Raw genomic sequence first — 20,383 nt, 5'->3', positions numbered from 1 at the left:
CAGCCCTGAGCTACTCACTGTGCCCGCCGATCCGTTTCTCGATCGGCGGGCACAGTGCTGTTGTCGGTCGGAGTCCCCGCTGCGCGCTTGTGTAACGGGTGGGATTAGTGCGTTCGAACCCATATAGTCATGGTCGACTGTGATCGGCTCACCACAAGTCCGTGAGCCGTATCCGTGTGCTCCCAGGGGGGTGGTACGCGGTCAACGAAGTGGAAAGGCCCTCATGCGAAGCTCCATCGCACGTCGTGCCGCAGTGTTCGGTTCGGCCGCGCTGCTGCTCCTCGGACCGATTACCGCGGTCGCGAACGCAGAACCGAACGAATCCGGGGTATCCGATCAGGCAGCCCATCTGCCCGTCGAACTCGCCGAAGCTCTACAGCATGACTTGGCGCTGACGCCCGACCAGTTCGTCTCGCGTTCCGAGCTCGCGCAGAAGCTCGCCGAGTTCGCCGCCATCGCGCGCGTCCAGTTCCCCGACACCTTTGCCGGTGTCTGGCTCGACGACCTCGGCAAGGGCGTCGTCGCTCTCGCTGACGGTCGAGACAAGGACGCCGCCCGCGAGGCCGCCGAGAAGGCCGGCTTCGAGGTCAAGGACGTCGCTCAGAGCGAGCAGGCTTTGCAGGGTCAGCTCTCGGCGCTCAACACGTGGCTCGATTCGCAGCCTGCCGAGGTCGCTGACCTCGTGCGTGGCATTGCCGTCGACGTAGTCGGCAACGGAGTCGCCCTCACGGCCGATCCTGCCGCCGGCATCGAATTGCCTGAATTCCTGAAGCGGACTGTTGTACACACCGCTGCTCCGCTGCTGGTTCCCCCGATCGTCGCGGACCTCATCCCCGCAACCGGGTCCGCCACCGGCGACGCCGCACTGGGCGGAGACGCCTTCGGCGCAACCTCCGGTAACACCGGGCTGCGTTGTTCGTTCGGCTTCAACGGCACCGACGGTTCAGGACGCACGGTCAACATCAGCGCCGGCCACTGTGATCCCAACCGCGCCGCCGCCGGCACCTCGAACTCCAGCCAGGTCTTCCCGATGGTGAACAACCAGACCGGACCCCGCGTCGGATACTTCGCCAAGAGCAGCTTCGACGGACGCGACTACTCGATCATCAACATCGACGACAACGCGAAGTACCGCTTCGAGAACAACAGCGTGCGGGTCCCGTTCAACCGCTCGGTCAACATCACCGGTACCGCCGATCCTGTTGTGGGCGCCCCGGTCTGCAAGGCAGGGTCGACCACCGGCTTCAGCTGCGGCGTCGTCACCGGCGTCAACCGCGTCGCCAAGGTTTTGGATCACACCCTCGACAACGGCTTCACCACCAACATCTGCGTCCTGCAGGGTGACAGCGGTGGCCCCATCGTCTCCGGAACGCTGGCAGTGGGCATCACGAGTGCCTCCAACGTCGCCACCTCGCCCCTGTGCGAGATCGCTCAGGCCGAGACATTGTTCGGACAGGAAGCACCGACGCAGTACGCGACGCCGATCAACGACATCCTCGCGGCCAATCCGGGCCTGAAGGTTCGCGACTACTGATCGCACACATTCCCTGAGGTAGCAAAACGGGCGCCACACCTTCTGAAGGTGTGGCGCCCGTTTCGGAGTTCGTGACGTTCTACTGGAAGAGAGTTGTTCCAGCCGGAGCGTTCAGGACCTTGATCAGGTCCATACCCGCGACGATGGCGGTTCCACCGCCGGCGAGGATGGTACCGGCGACTCCACCGATACCGGCGCCGGTGACCATGCCGGGCAGGCAGCCGATAACCAGGCCGGGCAGACCCACGATGCACCCGATGACTGCACCGACGATCGTGCCGGTGAGGCTACCGATCTGCGTGGCAAGCCCGAGCTGTGACTGGAACTTCTCGATGGCCTTCTGATCCTCGTCAGGCGAAGCGACCGGGGTGAACTCGGCAGCGACCGGCTTCGGCTTGGAGCTGGCCGGATCCAGGTTCGGCTTGAGGGTGAGGGTCTTGCCGTCCTCACTGACGGTCTCGTCGAACGGGAACTGAACGTCGCCGAGGTTGAACGCGAGCGGCAGGCTCACGAGAGTTGCGCCCTGGCTGTTCTGCAGGTCGACGTGTGTTCCGTCACCCGAGACTCGGAATGCTCCGGCGTCGATGGTGGTGACGACAGCCTGGTCGACGACCTCGGCGGTGTACGAAACGTCAGGTGACGTCTCCGGAGCTGCGTAAGACGTACCTGCAGCGATGCCCGTAGCGGCAATGGTCATCGCTGCGACGGCCGCAGCTTTACGAATGAACATTTTCAATCCTCCCCGGGATCGGGCAGGCGCAAGTCGATGACTCACACCACCCGTTTCCCCTGTGCGTGACGGGCGTAACGATAACAGTCGGTCGGTTGGCCTCACCTGCTCGGAACCCGAGTTAGGGCTGCCTGACAGATGGACACCTGATGGGCACCGCCTAACGTGACGACCAGACATGTCTGCGCCTGGCCAAGCCCGTCGGACGCAGAAGATTGATCTCTCCAGGCCACGAGCGGTTACCAGCCGGTACCTACAGGCTGGTAATGCTAGTTACTGGCGGGTAACATAACGCAGGTTAATATCAGTGGGCTGTCCCGAGGTGGCCGACGCGTCGCCCTGAAACGAAAGGCCGCGACATGAATGCCCTGACGATTACGTTGGGCACGATTGGTGCACTGCTGAGCTTGGTGTGTTGGTACATCTTCCTCTCAGGTGCATTGAGGATGTTCAACACCGTGCGCATCGGCCAGTCGGCACCCGATCGATGGCGCCCGTTCTTCCCTCGCTTCAAGCAGATGATCATCGAGTTCATCGCGCACACGCGCATGAATAAGTTCCGCAGCGTCGGCTGGGCCCACTGGCTCGTCATGGTCGGCTTCCTCGGCGGATTCCTGCTGTGGTTCGAGGCTTACGGCCAGACGTTCAACCCCGAGTTCCACTGGCCCATCTTCGGTAACACGTGGGCGTGGCACCTGTGGGACGAGATCCTCGGCCTTGGCACCGTCATCGGTATCACCACGCTGATCGTGATCCGTCAACTCAACCACCCGCGTCTGCCCGCGCGCCTGTCCCGTTTCGGCGGCTCCAACTTCAAGGCTGCCTACGTCATCGAAGGCATCGTCCTGCTCGAGGGCCTGGGCATGATCATGGTCAAGGCCGGCAAGATCGCGACCTACGGCCACGCCAACCCGTGGACCGACTTCTTCACCATGCAGGTCGCCAAACTGCTTCCCGCCAGCCCCGTCATGATCTCGGTGTTCGCGTTCGTCAAGCTGATGACCGGCATGATCTGGCTCGCGATCGTGGGCCGCAACATCACCTGGGGTGTCGCGTGGCACCGCTTCTCGGCGTTCTTCAACATCTACTTCAAGCGTGAGGACGACGGCACCGTCGCCCTCGGCGCCGCAAAGCCCATGATGTCCAAGGGCAAAGCCCTCACCATGGACAACGTCGATCCCGACACCGACACCCTCGGCGCCGGAAATATCGAAGACTTCTCATGGAAGGGCTGGCTCGACTTCACCACCTGCACCGAGTGCGGGCGTTGCCAGTCCCAGTGCCCCGCGTGGAACACCGGAAAGCCGCTCTCCCCCAAGCTGCTCATCATGTCGCTGCGTGACCACGGCTATGCCAAGGCCCCGTATCTGTTGGCCGGTGGACGCAAGGACATGGGCGGCGACGAGATCGGTCTCGTCGACGCCGAAGGCAACGTCAAGGAAGGCGCCCTCGCCGCGATCCCGGAGGCCGCACGACTCGAGGCCGACCGCAAGCTCGTCGGTGAGACCGTCGAAGGTGAGATGGCCCCGGTCATCGACGCCGAAACCCTGTGGAGCTGCACCAACTGCGGCGCCTGCGTCGAGCAGTGCCCCGTCGACATCGAACACGTCGACCACATCATCGACATGCGCCGCTACCAGGTCCTCATCGAGTCGGAGTTCCCCTCCGAGCTCGCCGGCCTGTTCAAGAACCTCGAGAACAAGGGCAACCCCTGGGGTCAGAACTCCAAGGACCGTCTCAACTGGATAGGCGAGATGGACTTCGAGATCCCCGTCTTCGGCAAGGATGCCGACAGCTTCGAGGACTACGAGTACCTCTTCTGGGTCGGCTGCGCCGGTGCCTACGAAGACCGTGCCAAGAAGACCACCAAGGCCGTTGCCGAGCTCCTCGCCACCGCGGGAGTGAAGTTCATGGTTCTCGGCGCCGACGAAACCTGCACCGGCGACTCCGCTCGTCGTGCCGGCAACGAGTTCTTGTTCCAGCAGCTCGCGATGCAGAACATCGAGATGCTCAACTCCGTCTTCGACGGTATCGAGAAAAAGAAGCGCAAGATCGTCGTCACCTGTGCGCACTGCTTCAACGCCCTCGGCAACGAGTACCCGGAGGTGGGCGGCGACTACGAGGTCGTGCACCACACCCAGCTGCTCAACCGCCTGGTGCGCCAGAAGAAGCTGATCCCCGTTGCATCCGTGAGCGAAGACGTCACCTACCACGACCCGTGCTTCCTCGGACGCCACAACAAGGTCTACGACGCTCCCCGTGAACTCATGGAAGCCTCGGGCGCCAAGCTCGTCGAAATGCCGCGTCACGGTGAACGTTCCATGTGCTGTGGTGCCGGTGGCGCCCGCATGTGGATGGAAGAGAACATCGGCAAGCGCATCAACGTCGACCGCGTCGACGAAGCGCTCTCCACCAACCCCAAGAAGATCGCCACGGGTTGCCCGTTCTGCCGCGTCATGCTCACCGACGGCGTCACTGCCCGCCAGGAGCAAGGCCAGGGCGAAGGCGTCGAGGTTGTCGATGTCGCACAGCTGATGCTCAACTCCGTCACCCGCCTCGAACCCGCCAAGCTCACCGAGAACATCAAGGTGATCCCGCGGGAGAAGGCACCGGTCGCTGCTGAGGCAAAGGCCGAAACCGTCGAGCAGGATCGGGTCGCCGAAGTCGAGGAAGCAGCCGCGACGCCGGAAGCCAAGGCTGCGCCCGCCGGTAAGGGCCTGGCCATGAAGGGCCTTGCCAAGGCACCCGGAGCGAAAGCTCCCGGAGCCAAGGCACCCGGCAAGGGACTCGGAATGGCCGGCGGGGCAAAGGCTCCCGGCGCCAAGAAGGCCGCTCCTGCCGAAGCCGACGCAGCTCCCTCTGCCGAAGCCGCAGCACCCGCCGCACCGGCGGCAAAGCCCAAGGGCCTCGGTCTTGCGGGCGGAGCCAAGGCTCCCGGCGGCAAGGGACTGCAGATGAAGGGCGGGGCCAAGGCTCCTGGAGCGAAGGCAGCCCCTGCTTCTGAAGCACCTGCCGCTGCGCCCGAAGCACCCGCCGCTGCACCGACTGCACCGGCAGAGGCTCCGGCCGCCGAGGCGGAAGCTCCGAAGGCTCCACCGGTCGCCAAGGCCGGCGGACTCGGATTCAAGTCGGGCGCAAAGGCTCCCGGTGCTCGGAAGGCGGCCCCCGCTGCAGCCCCGGCGCCGGCAGCGCAGGCACCGGCTGCGGAGGCACCGGCTGCGGAGGCCGAACCCGTGAAGGCAGAACCCGTGAAGGCAGAAGCACCTGCTGAGGCGTCCGCACCCGCGGAAGCTCCGGCACCTGCTGCTGCGCCGCCCGCCCCCAAGGCAGGCGGACTCGGATTCAAGGCCGGCGCAAAGGCTCCCGGCCGCAAGAAGTAGACGCACCACCTGCGAATGCCCTCACCGTCATGGTGGGGGCATTCGCGTTTGTATGGGAACCCCTAGCCGACCGAGCACCCTTTCCCTCGACCCAACACACCGTGCAGCACGCGGAAACCGGTGCTCGCCCTACGCAAGTGGTGCTCACTCCCCCGCCAACTCGAGACCGGCGTGTCAATCAGCGACAAGCATCACCGCACCGCGCGCACGCCCGACACCCCTTTCCTGCTGCCGTCCGATGACGTACCGCCCCGGAGCGATGCCGGTCGCGCCGTGCTCCGGATGGATGAGGTACGCAGTCACTCGGGTGTCGACCACGCCGAGTGCAAGGCCCCGCGCATCTTTCACCGGCGTCGACCACCTGCACTCCCCTGCATCTGCAACCAAGCTGTGCGGGTTCCCGCCCGCCGCACTTCGCAGCAGTTCCACTCCGGAGAGCGGAACGTTCACGGATCGAGTCCACGGCAGAGGCGCGACGATGTTTGCAAGCAGCGAGAACGGGATCACGATGAGATCGCCCTGTGCCTGAAGACCGTCGACCACAGGAATGGACACTTCCTTGTCGAGATAGTCGAAGACATCGAGGCCGGTGAGGGTGGTAAGAGCGGACAAGGTCATGTTCGAGTTCATAAGTATCACCAGGGGTTCGAGGTTGGGGTGCGTTTGACGTTCAGGTTCGGCGAACGAGGCGTGCATAGTCGGCACCGGTGATGCCGTAGGTCCATCCGGCGGCATCCATCGCGGACGTGAACCATCCCGGTACGTGAAGTCCGTATCGCCGTCGATGCCCATCGCGTTCGAGAGAGCCGTTGACCGCGAGCAGGATTCGCCCACTTCGGCCCCAGCCTTCCGGTGACGCGTAGAGCTGAAGGAGACAACCTGCATTGCCGGGATCGTCAGTTTCGTCGACCAGTGTCAGTCCGGCAATCTCGATGTAGGTATCCCAGCCGATGCGCTCGATCGCACATCGGCGGATCTCGACATTGCGCTCCTGCGCGATCCGGTCGGGGTTCGGGTCGAGCACCACCCAGTCGGGAACGATCGCCCCGTGCAGAACGAACGCGTTTGTGCCGTCGTCGAATTCGATTGCGGGGGAATCAGAATGGTGCAACCGCCGCGCTCCCTGCGCGCTGCCCGGAATCGGTTCGGCATGTAAGGCGGTGGGTCGTTCAGCCATGATGCACACATTGTCGAACGCCCACCACCACCCGGTCGAGTCAGCCAGCGCCGTTTGCACGTCCAGAAGCTCACGGTCTTCCGAATCGAATGTCGCAAGACCATATCGGCGGAACGTGTCGTAGTACGCGATTCGATGGGCTTCTTGCTGTCCGTACCAGGTCACCCTGCCGGCCACCGGGGTCAACATCGTTCGTATCGCAGCTGCGACGCCGTCGAACAGCGTGGTGTGCAACGATTCCCAAACGGATGCCCTGATCAGGCGCTCCCTCTGCCGGCGTTCTATCTGCCAGCAGGTTCTCCGACATTCGATTCGCGCGTCCATGCGTCGGCGCGATGCCGCAAACATGCTCGCGATATACCCAGATGCGCAGTCGAGTCCGGCGCCGTCCAAGGACATCTTGGTCGACAGTCCTTCGGTGACGATCAGGTCCGAACCGGCACGGGGAGACGGAACCCAGACGAACTCCGGTTTCGGGAATCCGGACCGCCGATATAGTTGCGAGACAGAGGATTCTGCGGTGTTTCGATCAGCAGGACGAGTACACAATCCGCGTTCGAGCCAAACGTCGCGGATCTTTTCCAGGGCCGGACTGTCTTCGTCGAAGAATTTGAAGTTCTCGGGCAATGTCGCTCGACGTGATGACGACGAGCGAATCGGTGCGGCGCTCACGCGACGGTGGCGGTGTCCGCCTTTCCTGTAGTCATAGTTCTACAGCGTGGCACGCAAACGCTCCGAACGCAAGGAACACCCGGGCGCAACGTCAAGAACCTGGCACCGTTTTCGTTTACTCAACACCCCCTCCAACGGGGTGAAACCAGTTCGCACTGTGGACAAGTGGTGCTCACTCGAACTTATCCACAACCTCCGGATCACCACTTCCCTCTCGTCGCCACGTGCACCAAGATCGATCGACATGGGGGAACAGACACATATCATCCGCAGGCCGGACCAACTTTCGATCGGTCGCACCGATGCCGAGATCCGGCAGGCCTGCGCCAGTGGAACCTGGGCCAGAATCCATCGTGGTGCGTACGTGGACAGCGGCCACCTGTCCCGCCTCGACGCATACGGACGACATCGATTGCGGACCGAGGCCGTGGCCTGCGCCGCTTCATCCGGTGCCGCTGTCAGCCACATCTCGGCTGCGGTGCTGCACGGTTTCGAACTCTGGAACACTCCGCTCGAGGTCGTCCACCTGTCCCGGAACCGGCGAGGTGGTGGCCGAAAGTCCGCTCGACGTCACGTGCACTCGACATCGCTGACGGACAACGAGATCACCGAAGTCGATGGTCTACGCGTCACGACTCCGGCTCGCACCGTTGCCGATCTCGCCAGAGTGCTGCCTTTCGAACAGGCTCTCGTGGTTGGTAATTCAGCACTGCGCCGGTCGTCATTGACGACGGAAGCGCTTACGGACTCGATTGCGCTCAGCCCGAACCACCCGCGACATCGACACGCGCTTCACGCCCTCGCTGCGATGGACTCCCGTCTCGAAAGCGTCGGCGAATCACGCAGCCTCGCGCTGTTCATCCGCGAGCACTTGCCGCTCCCCGAGCCCCAGGTCGAAATCCGCGACGCTCGCGGGCTGATCGGTCGCGTCGACTTCCTGTGGCGTGAACAGTGCACTGTCGGAGAGTTCGACGGTCGCATCAAGTACGGCCGACTGGTGCCCGCCGGTCGCAGCGCCGAGGACGTGCTCTGGAACGAGAAACTCCGCGAAGACCGGCTCCGTGACGCAGGTTGGCAGGTCGCGAGGTGGACCTGGTCCGACCTGTCGACTCCGTCGGTCGTGGCAGGTCGGATCACGGCGGCCTTCTCGCGCGGGCCGGTCAGGTACTAGCCGGCTCCCACAGCTCCAGTGCCGGAATGCCGGGTGGGGTGAATCCTAGTACCTGCCCGTAGAAGGACAACTCGGCGTTACGTGAGCTGATGATGGTCGACTGCTTGCGGAATCCGTGGGATTCACCCTCATATGCCAGGTACGCGTGCGGAATTCCCTTGGCCACCAAAGCATCTCGGAATCGCTCCGCCTGCGAGGGTGGCACGATCGGATCGTCGAGACCCTGGAGCAGCAACACCGGGCAGTTCAACCCGTCGACGTTGTTGAGCGGAGCACGTTCCGCGTACAGGTCGGCAGATTCCGGCAACGGGCCGATCAAACCGTCGACGTAGCGCGATTCGAAATCGTGAGTTTCCTGCACGAACAGGTCCAGTTCGGCCACGCCGAAATAGGAAGCACCACAAGCGAACACGTCGGAGGTTGTCAGCGCGGCCAGAACGGTCCATCCACCGGCAGATCCGCCCTCGATGGCAAGGCGGGCCGGATCGGCAAGTCCCTGCTCGGCCAACCCGGTGACGGCGGTGACGACATCCTGCACGTCGACGACGCCCCACTGTCCGCGCAGTCGGTTGCGATACTCCCGTCCGTAACCGGTCGACCCTCCGTAATTCACGTCGACGACGCCGATTCCGCGGCTGGTGAAGAAGGCGTAGACGAGGTTCAGTGCCGGTGCTACGTGCGCCGTCGGGCCACCGTGAACAAACGCGACGTACGGCGGCAGTTCACCGTCGAGACCTTTGTATCGCGGACTGCGCGGCGGATACGCGACGGCATGCACTTCTCGCCCCTGTCCGTGGGCGACGACGGCCCGCGCTTCCGGGAGATAGGCGGACTCGGGCAATTCTTCGACCGAAGAACGGATTTCTTCGAGTTCGCCGGTACCGAGGTTCAATTCACGTAGCGCACCCGCCAGCTTTGCTCCGCCCGAGGTGAGCAGCAGCCGGTCTCCACGGACCTGCATGAGGCCGATGCTGGTGACGCCAGGGATCGCGATGTCGCGCAGTTCTCCCGACGCCGGGTCGAGTACCGCCAGTGTGTCGGTTCCCACGGTGCGTGCGGTGAGAAGGTGTCCGTTGTCGAGTTCGACGAACCAGCGCGCGCCGAATCGCCATTGCGGCCCACCGAAATCCGCATCCGTCGGGCAGATCGGGGTGATCTCGGCGCCGACGCGATAGATGTTCCACCAGCCGCTGCGATCACTGATTGCGTAGAGCTCGTCGTCGGTGATCCACTCCGGTTGCAGGACAGACTCTTCGGATCCACCGACCAGCACGGAATACGCTTGCGCGACGCCGTCGACGAGTGGAGCGACCCGAAGTTCGGTACCGTCCCAGGGCATTTGGGGATGATCCCACGCGATCCAGGCGATCTTGGTTCCGCTCGGCGAAAGCCTCGGCGAGGAGAGGAAATCGGAGCCGCCGACGATCGAGCGAATCTCACCGGAGCCGTCCAGCGGTATCGCACAGATGTCGCGAGTGATCGTCCCGTCGACAGCGTGCGCCTCCCTAACCGCCCACACCTCGCCGTTCACGATCTGCAGGTCCGCGTACCGCAGCGCGGCCGGCGACTCCGGTGCGGGCGTCAGAGCCCGCGGAGTGACGCCGTCGAGAACGTACACACGCTGATCGGAGAATTCACTGAAGACCAGTTTCCCGGACTCCGTAACGGTCCAGGCGCCACCGCCGTACTCGTGAACCCTGGTCCGCGCGTTCCACGGCGCGGGGAGAATGTCGACGGGTTGGTTGTCGAGACCAGACCGACGGATCGACGTCCGACCGCTCTCGGTCGGCCGGAGTTCGGCCCACCAGATCTCGTCGCCGACGTATCGTCCGCCCTCGACTGGGTGCCCGCCTGCAGCGAGATCAGCTGCTGTGATCGGCGAAGTCCACGATCCGTACGGGGCTGCAATCTGCTCGCTCGGGGTCATCGCTCGACAATAGCCAACGGGTCGTGCGAGACGGTCCCCGACAATGCACTTGCACAGTGGTGGGATCATGTAAGTCGTGAGCACACCAGAACCCGCCCGCCATCGTCAGCCGCAGCGCGAGCTGGAGCAGTCGTCGAAGCTCCAGAACGTCCTGTACGAAATCCGTGGACCGGTGCACGCGCACGCCGCCCGGTTGGAGGCGGAAGGGCACCGGATCCTCAAGCTCAACATCGGCAACCCGGCACCGTTCGGATTCGATGCTCCCGATGTGATCATGCGGGACATGATTGCTGCTCTGCCCTATGCGCAGGGCTATTCGGAATCCAAGGGCATTCTGTCGGCGCGGCGCGCGATCGTGACGCGATACGAGCTGGTTCCCGGCTTCCCCGAGCTCGACGTCGACGACATCTACCTCGGCAACGGTGTTTCCGAGCTGATCACGATGACCATGCAAGCTCTCCTCAACAACGGCGACGAGGTGCTGATCCCAGCGCCCGACTACCCGTTGTGGACGGCGATGACGAGCTTGTCCGGCGGCACACCCGTCCATTACCTCTGCGACGAGGCCAACGACTGGAATCCCGATATCGCCGATATCGAATCCAAGATCACCGACAAGACCAAGGCTCTCCTCGTCATCAACCCGAACAATCCCACGGGTGCGGTCTACTCGATGGAAGTTCTGCAGCAGTTGGTCGATCTGGCGCGCAAGCATCAGCTTCTGCTGCTCGCCGACGAGATCTACGACAAGATCCTCTATGACGACGCAAAGCACATCTCACTGGCGACGCTTGCCCCTGATCTGCTGTGCCTGACGTTCAACGGCCTCTCGAAGGCCTACCGTGTCGCGGGCTACCGCTCCGGCTGGGTGGCGATCACCGGACCGAAGGATCATGCGGCCGGCTTCCTCGAGGGGCTCGATCTCCTGGCGTCGACGCGGCTGTGCCCTAATGTCCCCGGACAGCACGCCATTCAGGTCGCCCTCGGCGGACACCAGAGCATCGAGGACCTGATCCTGCCCGGCGGCCGCCTCCTCGAGCAGCGCGACGTCGCATGGGAGCGGCTGAACATGATTCCTGGTGTCTCGTGCGTCAAGCCTCGCGGCGCGCTCTACGCGTTCCCTCGTCTGGATCCGAACGTCTACGAGATCCACGACGACGAGAAGTTGGTTCAGGACCTGCTTCTCCAGGAGAAGATCCTGATGGTTCAGGGCACCGGATTCAATTGGCCGAACCACGATCACCTTCGAATCGTGACGCTCCCGTGGGCCCGAGATCTTGCCGTGGCCATCGAACGATTCGGCAACTTCCTCACCAGTTACAAGCAGTAGATTCTCCGGCCGAATCCGGGCGAAATCGAGTAAACAATTCGTTGTACAAATGCCCCGTAAACGTAAAACGGCGGGGCATTTGTGCGACCTTGGTCACATATTTCGCAAACCACGCGGTTTGATTGACACTTTAACTAATTAGTGACCTGCCCTGATGTGAAAACGGTCCAACCGGTACGTGATTCGTTGTGAAATTGGTAGTTGGACAACGCGCCAAATCGGTTTGAAATTGGGTACATTAGTTATCAGCACTTCGGTGCCGCGAGCACCTGGTATCCCTCCCCCCCCTGTGGATACCAGGTTGGTGGCGGGGACAACCCCCCCTGTTCCCCGCCACCCAGCTCGACCAATCCCAGTTTTCACATTCCGGTACTTCTCTCCCGGTTATTGCCTGTGCCGACACTGCCGTTGATCAACAATGCCGTCGATCGACACTATCCACAGAAGCTGATCATCCGCTTCGGAGCCGATAACATTGCACCGGTGCAAATCCCCAGTCCGACACTCCGTTTCCGATGAGTCACGGCCACGGCCACGGCGGACCCATTCAGATCGGGCCCACCGCATCCCGCGTCGTCATCGGCTTGCTCGTCGTCATCGGTATGGTCGTCGTCGCAGCAGCAATCGCGCTGTGGCCGGACAAGAACACCATTCCCGTCCCGCTCCCGTTTCAGAACGCCGACGGCAGCTCGGTGGAAACCGAAGCGGGCACTGTCACGATGCAGGACCTCGGCGACTGCGGAAGCTCCTCCGCTGGAAGGGTATTCGTCGGCGCACCGCAACCGCCACCCACCTCTGCCTATCAATGTCAGCGAAGTATCGTCGATATCGAATCCGGGCCTAATGCCGGAACAAAGACATTGCTCGAGGTCATTCCAGGTGCCGGTCAGCCGGACCTTCGCGTGGGTGACCACATTCGACTCGTGCGTCAGACGGACCCGAACGGCAATACGCAGTACTCCTTCGAGGACTATTCGCGTGGACTCCCGCTGGCGCTGATCGTCATCGCGTTTGCCGTCGTCATCATCGCCGTTGCGCGGTGGCGCGGATTGCGCGCACTTGTCGGCCTGGTGATCGCCTTCGGCGTTGTCGTCGGATTTCTCCTCCCCGCCTTACTGGACGGCAAGCCTGCAATACCCGTTGCACTGGTCGCCGGGGCGGTGATCTTGTACGCGGTTCTCTATCTGGCGCATGGCGTCTCGTTGAAAACCAGTTCGGCATTGCTGGGCACCCTCGCCGCGATGGTGCTCGCTGCCGTTCTCTCCTACCTCTGTATCGAACTGACTCATCTCACCGGCCTGTCCGAAGAGCAGAACACCAATGTTCAGACGTACATCGAGCACATAGACATCACCGGCCTGCTGTTGGCGGGATTCATCATCGGCTCACTGGGCGTCCTCAACGACGTCACCATCACCCAGGCATCCTCGGCGTTCGAGTTGGCCGAACTCGACAAGCATGCGTCCCGCCGAAAAGTCTTCAGCGGTGCGATGCGGGTCGGACGCGATCACATCGCCAGCACGGTCTACACCTTGGTTCTCGCGTACGCGGGCGGGGCTCTGCCGTTGCTGCTGCTCTTCAGTGTCAGCGGGCGCCCGCTTCAGGACGTTTTGGTCGGTGACGCCGTCGCGATCGAAATCGTAAGGTCCGCGGTCGGCGGAATAGCTCTGGCTCTTTCGGTTCCGCTCACCACTGCCATCGCCGTGATTCTTGCGCGGCCACCCGGTAGTGCGGTCCAGGCCGGTTCGACTTCAGGTGGACGCCACTCCAAACGCTGAGGGCCGGGCCTCAGAGTCCAGGAATCGGAGGAAGGACCGGCAACAGAATCGGCGGCAGTCCGGGAATGTAGATCGCGGGCGGCGGAGGCGCAGGTGCTGGCGCCGGCGGCACGTAGGTGTCCTGCACAACCGGCGGTGCCTCGACGACGGGTGGGGCTTCCTCGGTCGTAGTCGGAGGCGGCGTCGTTGTGGTCGGCGCCGGCGGAGTGGTCGTGGTCGTCGGGGCTGTCGTAGTCACGTCGGTTGCCACAGGTCCGGCTTGTTCGGAGTCTCCGAAGACCTTTCCGCCGTAGCCCAACCCCAGTCCGACGATGACGACTGCCGCGATCACACCGGCGCCGAGGCCGGCAAAACGCAGTGGATTCCTGGGCTCGGTGGATGTGGTTTCCACAGTCTGTGTTCCGGCGAGCCACGACGGGTGTGCGGTCCCTGCTCCGACTCCCTTGTCTTCGCGCACTGCCGAGTACGCCTGGGCGTCAACCATCACGGCCACGGTATCGGCGTCCTGCTCGGCCCCGAACCCGTCCGTGACCGGTTCACTGTCAGTGACGACAAAATCTGCACTTTGGTCGAATCGTTGCTCGTGTCGGTTCGGTCGTGGCTGCGGCAGTTCCGCAGCGTACGGACTCGACCCCTGTTCCTGCGGAACAGACTTCACCTCGGCAGCAACCTCCGGCGCAGCTTTCGGTCGCTCCGATTCGGGGAGCGTCGCGACTCCTCCATGGCTGAACGCCTGTACCGGGACGGGCACCTCCGCCGGTGTGTGAATCGGATAAGGCGCGAAGATCGGCGCCACCGCCGGGACCTGAACCGGCGCAGCGACCGGGCGTGACGACGGCGTCACGGACAACTCCGCGATCAGCGCAGCACCTTGTGCGGTCACCAGTTCAGGCTGCTCGGGCGCGATGACGGGGCAATCGAGCCACGCCGCGAGAGTCGCCCGCACGATCGGGACGCGCGCGCCGCCGCCGATGAGGACAATCGCGTCCGGGTTGCGGCCGGACGTAGCGATGACCTCGCGTATTTCTCGCGCAAATGCCTCCACCGACGTGATGACCAGGGAATCGAAGACTTCCCGCGACAGCAAGAGAAGCCCACCAGGGCCGGGCAGGCACACGGCGCTCCGTGTGGACAGCTGTTCCTTGGCAAGTCGGCATCGCGCCTGCAGTTCGGAGTCGCCGCCCGGGTCGGCCGGCGTCGCAATTCGGCGACGCACCGTTTGGTCGGAGTAGACGAGGTCGTCGAAGTGGTCTCCGCTGACCCGAGTCGACCGAGCGGTCACGACGGTAGACCTCGTATGCCTGTCCACAACGCTGATCGTCGATCCCGAACTACCCATGTCGACGACGACAAGCGTGTTCTGGTCGGTCAGCGCACCGGGTTCCTCGAGCATCCGGAGCGTCGCCGAAACTTCGGGAACCAACTCGAAGTTGTCGACACCTTTCTGTTCGAACGCGGTCTGGAGTGCACCGGCTTGCGCTTGATCCCGGTAGACGACGACCGTATGACTGCTGAGTTCGGCATTCTCGGACAACGCCACTCGGGTCGCTTCTGCAGCGATGTCCTCCGGGACGTCCCGCCCCCACTCAACCGATCTCGATCGAAACACCGGACCGCTGTGGTCAGGCGTCCCCGGTCGCGCCAAACGCACAGCGCTGGCTCCCACCGTCACGCCCAAAACCAAGTTCATGATCCACCTTCGTCGACCGTGGACGGGTCTTGTCAGCAGACCCCGTCATTCCCCGGCCGGAAGTCTACCCACTAGGGGTGGTCCGCGAGGTTCGCGCGTCGCATCTAACAGCCAGATGCAGCTACTTTTTCGCAACCTGGACGTTTGACCTAGCGACCTAATCCGCGATAGTTCCATCCGGCAGCACGCCAGACCTTCGGATCGAGGCAATTTCTGGCGTCGACGATCACGCGTCGACGAACAAGGGGTTCCAGATCGGCAGGCACGAGTGAGGCGAACTCGTCCCATTCGGTCGCGATCAAAACGACATCAGCATTCTTACAGGCGTCTGACGTGGAGGTTGCGTAGTGCAGGGTGGGAAACAGTCGGCGAGAATTGTCCATCGCCTTCGGATCGAAGACGGTAACTGCCGCCCCGTGAAGCTGCATCATTCCCGCCACGTTCAGCGCAGGCGAATCGCGAACATCGTCGGATTCGGGTTTGAATGCCGCCCCGAGCACCGACACGTTAGCTCCCAGCAAACCGCCTTCGCAGGCTGCCGTCACCAGTTCCACTGCTTTTGTTCGTCGCCGCATGTTGATGCTGTCGACCTCACGAAGAAAGTACAGCGCTTGGTCTACACCCAACTCGCCGGCGCGTGCCATGAATGCCCGAATGTCCTTCGGCAGGCAACCACCGCCGAACCCCAACCCCGCATTCAGAAACCGCCTGCCGATCCGGTCGTCGTATCCCAGAGCGTCCGCCAACATCGAGACGTCGGCGCCGGTGGCCTCACACACCTCCGCAATCGCGTTGATGAAGGACACCTTGGTCGCGAGAAACGCATTCGCAGATCCTTTGACCAACTCGGATGTAGCCAGATCGGTCACGAGGAACGGCACCCCCGCACCTAACATCTCGGCGTACACCTCACGAAGAACACCTTCGGCATTTCCCGGTCGATCACGATCAACCCCCAGAACCAACCGATCAGGGCTCAGGGTGTCCGCGATGGCGTGCCCCTCACGCAGAAACTCCGGATTCCAGGCCACCTCGACGGCGCCACCCGCGGGCGCAGTGGCCCGCAGTCGCTCGCCGAGAGCCGCAGCCGTGCCCACCGGGACGGTCGACTTGCCGACGATAAGCGAAGGCCGTAGAAGGAACGGCGCCAACATGTCGATCACCGAATGAACGTGACTCAGATCCGCGGCGTACTCCCCCTTCTTCTGCGGAGTCCCCACCCCGACAAAATGAATGTCGGCGAATTCCGCGGCGTCGGCGTAGGACGTCGTGAACCGGAGCCGACCAGCCCCCAGATTCTTCTCGAGCATTTCGGTCAGGCCCGGCTCGAAGAACGGGACCTCCCCCCGAGACAACTTGTCGACCTTGGACTGGTCGATGTCGACTCCCAGCACGTCGTGGCCCAGTTCAGCCATACACACTGCGTGGGTCGCCCCCAGGTATCCCGTTCCGAACACGGTCATTTTCATGTGTTGTTGGTATGCGCCCGAACTTTCCGATACGCGTACGCGAGGTGGGCGCGAAACCAACATCGGGCGTACGACGAGTGCGTCGCGCCTGCGACCTATGCTTCTGCCATGCACGTTCTCTTTGTCTGTACGGGAAATATCTGCCGATCACCTACCGGTGAACGCCTCGCGCGTGCCTATGCCGCCGAAGCCGGGGCCACCGGATTCACCGCTTCGAGTGCCGGCACCCGGGCGATGGTCGGACACCCGATCGAGCCGACAGCGGCACGGGTTCTCGCGGATCTCGGCGGCGACCCCGGAGATTTTCAAGCCCGGCGTCTGACGACGGCGCTGGCTGCGGAAGCCGATCTCATTCTCACGATGACCGAAAGTCACCGGGACAAAGTCCTGGCGATGGCTCCGACCCGACTGAAGCGCACCTTCACCCTTCGAGAGGCCGCACGGTTGGCCACGCTCGCCGACGCCGGCAGTGTCGACGATCTCGCCGCCGCCCGACCCCGTTTTCGTGCCCCCGAGCCCGAGGACGTCACGGACCCGATGGGTAAGGAGGAGAGCATCTTTCACGAGATCGGACTTCAGATCGCCGATCTCGTGGGCCCGCTGCTCAGCCGACTTCGCTTCGGTGAGGGCTGAGCGAAGTCACCGCGGTCAACTGCGGTAGCGACTTGTCCGATTCGTAGGAATAGCTGTACTCGTACGCATTACGTCCTCGAGACGGCGTCATCGTGATGACAGTGCCCAGGACGTGCGCTCCCACGCTCTGCAGGTTTCCGACGGCGCGCGCCAGTTGATCACGCTTCGTGGAGCCGTGTCGGGCGATCACCAGAGCGCCGTCCGACATGGCAGCCAGAACTGCAGCGTCCGTGACGGGTAGCAACGGAGAGGCGTCGATGACGACGTAGTCGTATCGCGCCCGCAGCTCCTCCAGAACGTGTTTGGCCGTGTCCGTGCCGAGCAGTTCGCTCGGGTTCGGCGGGATCGGTCCCGAGGCCAGCACGGTCAGCCCGGCGAATTCGGTCGGCTGCAGCACGTCATCCAGGGTCGCTTGACCTGAGAGTACCGAACTGACACCGACGCTCCCGATCAATCCCAGGTACTTCGATACCCGCGGCTTCCGGAGATCACCTTCCATCAGACAGACCGATTTACCTGCCTCTGCCAAGACCAATGCGATGTTCACTGCCGTGGTTGTCTTACCTTCGGAGGGAAGCGAACTCGTGACGACAATCGCGCGAGGTGGGTGATCGACTTCGAGGAACTGAAGGTTGGTGCGCAATTCGCGGAACGCTTCGGCACTCACGGAATTACCTTCACTGAAAGCAATCGCGTGGTTGACTTCGACATCCTTGTCGAACGGGATCGTGCCCACCATCGCCGAACCCGCGATCTCTTCCACTGTTCGACGATCCTTCACCGTGTTGTCGAGTCGATCGCGAATCAGCGCAAGAGCGATCCCCAACAGCAGTCCCGCCACTGCTCCGAGCGCGAGGTTGCGCGAAGTCTTGGGTGACACGGGAACAGTCGGCTCTTGAGCTTGCTGCTCGACCACCACACGTGCAGGCGGTGTTCCGCCGTTCTCGGGTGTCTCCAGTTCCTTTGCCAATGCGACGAATTCGGATGAGAGAGTGTTCGCGATCTCGCGTGCGAGTTCCGGTGACGCGTCCTTGACCGCGAGGTCGATCAACACAGTGTCGGGCGCCGACGTTGCAGTGACCTTGGAGGCCAACTCGTCAGCCGACATCCCGCCGACCACTCTCGGCCCCAGTTCGTCGATCGTCCGCTGTGCGAGCGTTCGACCCGTCAGAAGTTTTGTATACGACAGAACTCGCTGCTGCGACAGCTGGCTACCTTGAAGTGCCTCGTTGACCGAGGTTCCCGCCGACGTCGACACGAACAACCGGGTCGAGGCCTGGTAGATCGGTGTCGAAAGAAGGGACGCACCAAGTGCTCCCAGGATTCCGAGCACGGTTACGACCGCGACTGTCCGCCACCTGGCTTGTAATATCTTGAGGTAGTCGATTATTTCCATCTTGATGTCTCCTTCGGCTCACGCATGCCCACTGCGGGTCTGAGCGGTTGTTGCCGGTCAGGCCGCTAGGGCGAACCGGGCTTTCTCAACTTCGATATCGATCAACTGCAGCAGGCACCATGCCCTGTGCTCACGGACGTCCCAATCCGCGGTATGTCCAACCCGCGCCTCGCCAGCCGGCTGGCGACAGGCAATTACGCCCGTCGACGATCACTTTCTTGCGAACCACCGAGTCGAGATCAGACGGTTGCAACTTCAAGAATTCGGGCCACTCGGTCAATACCAGGACGACATCGGCACCTTCACAGGCCTCCAACGCATTTGCCGAGTAGGTCAGTGTCGGGAAGAGCGCGCGCGAATTGTCCATGGCCTTCGGGTCGTACACATTCACTGCGGCACCTTGGAGCTGAATCTGACCCGCGACATTGAGTGCCGGCGAGTCACGAACGTCGTCCGAGTCAGGCTTGAATGCGGCACCCAGAACTGCAACTCGCGCGCCGAGCAGCGACCCGCATGCCTCCCGAGCCAATTCGACCATTCGGGTACGTCTGCGCATATTGATGTTGTCGACTTCGCGCAGGAACGTCAGTGCTTGGTCGGCACCGAGTTCCCCGGCGCGGGCCATGAAGGCACGGATGTCCTTCGGCAAACATCCTCCGCCGAAACCAATTCCCGCGTTGAGGAATCGACGTCCGATCCGAACGTCGTGCCCGATCGCGTCGGCGAGCACCGTGACGTCGGCGCCCGCGGCCTCGCACACTTCGGAGATCGCGTTGATGAACGAGATCTTCGTGGCCAGGAAAGCATTCGCCGACGCTTTGACCAACTCCGCCGTCGCAAGGTCCGTGACAAGAAACGGAATCCCCTCATCGATGAGCTCTGCATAAACTTCGCGCGCAACAGATTCTGCCCGACCGCGGACATTTCGATCGACCCCGAGCACCAGCCGGTCCGGGTGCAACGTGTCCTGGACGGCAAATCCTTCACGGAGAAACTCGGGATTCCACGCGACTTCGACGCCGTCACCGATCGGTGCCAGTTCCCGCGCGCGCTTACCGAGCCGTTCCGCGGTTCCCACCGGCACCGTGGACTTGCCGAAGATGACCGAGGGTTTGGTGAGCAGCGGTGCCAAAGTCTCGATCACCGCGTCCACGTAGGTCATGTCCGCGGCGAACTCGCCCTTCTTCTGCGGCGTCCCGACGCCGAGGAAGAACACGTCCGCAAATTCTGCGGCTTCCTCGTACGACGACGTGAACTTCAGTCGCCCTCGATCGATGTTTCTTCGTAGGACCTCGCCCAACCCTGGCTCGTAGAACGGAACTTCACCTGCTGCCAGTTTCTCCAGCTTTGCCGCATCGACATCCACTCCGAGGACCTCGTGACCGAGTTCGGCCATACAGGCCGCGTGTGTCGCGCCCAGGTATCCCGTGCCGAATACTGCTATGCGAGTGCTCATGTTGCTCGATCTGCTTTCTCGAGAGTGTGCGAAGTGTGTT

The 20,383-nt window shown here is 62.9% G+C and carries 14 protein-coding genes; 6 read left to right on the top strand and 8 right to left on the bottom strand.

The window, feature by feature from the left end; genetic code table 11:
* Positions 1–223: 223 nt before the first annotated feature.
* The gene (locus ACFWAD_RS23975; protein WP_378548413.1) at positions 224–1,534 is read left to right on the top strand and encodes a S1 family peptidase; all 1,311 of its coding nucleotides are present in this window, start codon (positions 224–226) and stop codon (positions 1,532–1,534) included.
* Between the two features lie 79 nt (positions 1,535–1,613).
* Here ACFWAD_RS23975 and ACFWAD_RS23970 read toward each other — a convergent pair whose 3' ends face one another.
* The gene (locus tag ACFWAD_RS23970) at positions 1,614–2,264 is read right to left on the bottom strand and encodes a glycine zipper family protein (protein WP_050655717.1); all 651 of its coding nucleotides are present in this window, start codon (positions 2,262–2,264) and stop codon (positions 1,614–1,616) included.
* Between the two features lie 359 nt (positions 2,265–2,623).
* Between ACFWAD_RS23970 and ACFWAD_RS23965 the strand changes: the two genes are divergently transcribed.
* Positions 2,624–5,644, top strand: a complete 3,021-nt coding sequence (locus tag ACFWAD_RS23965) for a (Fe-S)-binding protein (protein ID WP_378548408.1) — start codon at positions 2,624–2,626, stop codon at positions 5,642–5,644.
* Positions 5,645–5,818: 174 nt separating this feature from the next.
* Here the strand turns inward: ACFWAD_RS23965 and ACFWAD_RS23960 are convergent, their stop codons facing one another.
* Positions 5,819–6,274, bottom strand: a complete 456-nt coding sequence (locus tag ACFWAD_RS23960) for a hypothetical protein (protein WP_378535997.1) — start codon at positions 6,272–6,274, stop codon at positions 5,819–5,821.
* Positions 6,275–6,314: 40 nt separating this feature from the next.
* A complete protein-coding gene (locus tag ACFWAD_RS23955) occupies positions 6,315–7,493 on the bottom strand; it encodes a DUF6745 domain-containing protein (RefSeq protein ID WP_378548405.1) in 1,179 nt (392 codons plus the stop codon).
* A 244-nt stretch (positions 7,494–7,737) separates the two neighbouring features.
* Here ACFWAD_RS23955 and ACFWAD_RS23950 point away from each other — a divergent pair, with 244 nt between their 5' ends.
* On the top strand, positions 7,738–8,664 hold the full coding sequence (locus ACFWAD_RS23950; protein ID WP_378548402.1) for a hypothetical protein: 927 nt from the start codon (positions 7,738–7,740) through the stop codon (positions 8,662–8,664).
* Here ACFWAD_RS23950 and ACFWAD_RS23945 read toward each other — a convergent pair.
* Positions 8,654–10,591: a prolyl oligopeptidase family serine peptidase gene (locus ACFWAD_RS23945; RefSeq protein ID WP_378548399.1), complete on the bottom strand. Its 1,938-nt coding sequence runs from the start codon at positions 10,589–10,591 to the stop codon at positions 8,654–8,656. The genes ACFWAD_RS23950 and ACFWAD_RS23945 overlap by 11 nt on opposite strands.
* 76 nt (positions 10,592–10,667) lie before the next feature.
* On the opposite strand from ACFWAD_RS23945, the gene ACFWAD_RS23940 reads away from it, so the two are divergent.
* Together ACFWAD_RS23940 and ACFWAD_RS23935 are read left to right on the top strand one after the other, a co-directional pair.
* On the top strand, positions 10,668–11,921 hold the full coding sequence (locus ACFWAD_RS23940) for a pyridoxal phosphate-dependent aminotransferase (protein ID WP_378535989.1): 1,254 nt from the start codon (positions 10,668–10,670) through the stop codon (positions 11,919–11,921).
* 515 nt (positions 11,922–12,436) lie between these two features.
* Entirely contained in the window at positions 12,437–13,699 is a 1,263-nt protein-coding gene (locus ACFWAD_RS23935) for a YibE/F family protein (protein ID WP_378548396.1), read from the top strand.
* 10 nt (positions 13,700–13,709) lie between these two features.
* Here the strand turns inward: ACFWAD_RS23935 and ACFWAD_RS23930 are convergent, their stop codons facing one another.
* Positions 13,710–15,389 carry an Hsp70 family protein gene (locus ACFWAD_RS23930; protein WP_378548393.1) on the bottom strand — a complete coding sequence of 560 codons (1,680 nt, stop codon included), beginning with the start codon at positions 15,387–15,389 and terminating at the stop codon, positions 13,710–13,712.
* A 149-nt stretch (positions 15,390–15,538) separates the two neighbouring features.
* The gene (locus ACFWAD_RS23925; RefSeq protein ID WP_378548390.1) at positions 15,539–16,858 is read right to left on the bottom strand and encodes a UDP-glucose dehydrogenase family protein; all 1,320 of its coding nucleotides are present in this window, start codon (positions 16,856–16,858) and stop codon (positions 15,539–15,541) included.
* Between the two features lie 108 nt (positions 16,859–16,966).
* Between ACFWAD_RS23925 and ACFWAD_RS23920 the strand changes: the two genes are divergently transcribed.
* A complete protein-coding gene (locus ACFWAD_RS23920; RefSeq protein WP_378548387.1) occupies positions 16,967–17,491 on the top strand; it encodes a low molecular weight phosphatase family protein in 525 nt (174 codons plus the stop codon).
* Here the strand turns inward: ACFWAD_RS23920 and ACFWAD_RS23915 are convergent.
* The gene (locus tag ACFWAD_RS23915) at positions 17,463–18,887 is read right to left on the bottom strand and encodes a polysaccharide biosynthesis tyrosine autokinase (RefSeq protein WP_378548384.1); all 1,425 of its coding nucleotides are present in this window, start codon (positions 18,885–18,887) and stop codon (positions 17,463–17,465) included. The genes ACFWAD_RS23920 and ACFWAD_RS23915 overlap by 29 nt on opposite strands.
* A gap of 130 nt (positions 18,888–19,017) precedes the next feature.
* Positions 19,018–20,343 carry a UDP-glucose dehydrogenase family protein gene (locus tag ACFWAD_RS23910; protein WP_378548381.1) on the bottom strand — a complete coding sequence of 442 codons (1,326 nt, stop codon included), beginning with the start codon at positions 20,341–20,343 and terminating at the stop codon, positions 19,018–19,020.
* Positions 20,344–20,383 lie beyond the last annotated feature (40 nt).

Origin of the sequence: Rhodococcus sp. NPDC059969 (genome assembly GCF_042738325.1) — a bacterium.
Taxonomy (GTDB): Bacteria; Actinomycetota; Actinomycetes; order Mycobacteriales; family Mycobacteriaceae; genus Rhodococcus_F.
This window is presented reverse-complemented; position numbering and strand designations above follow the sequence as displayed.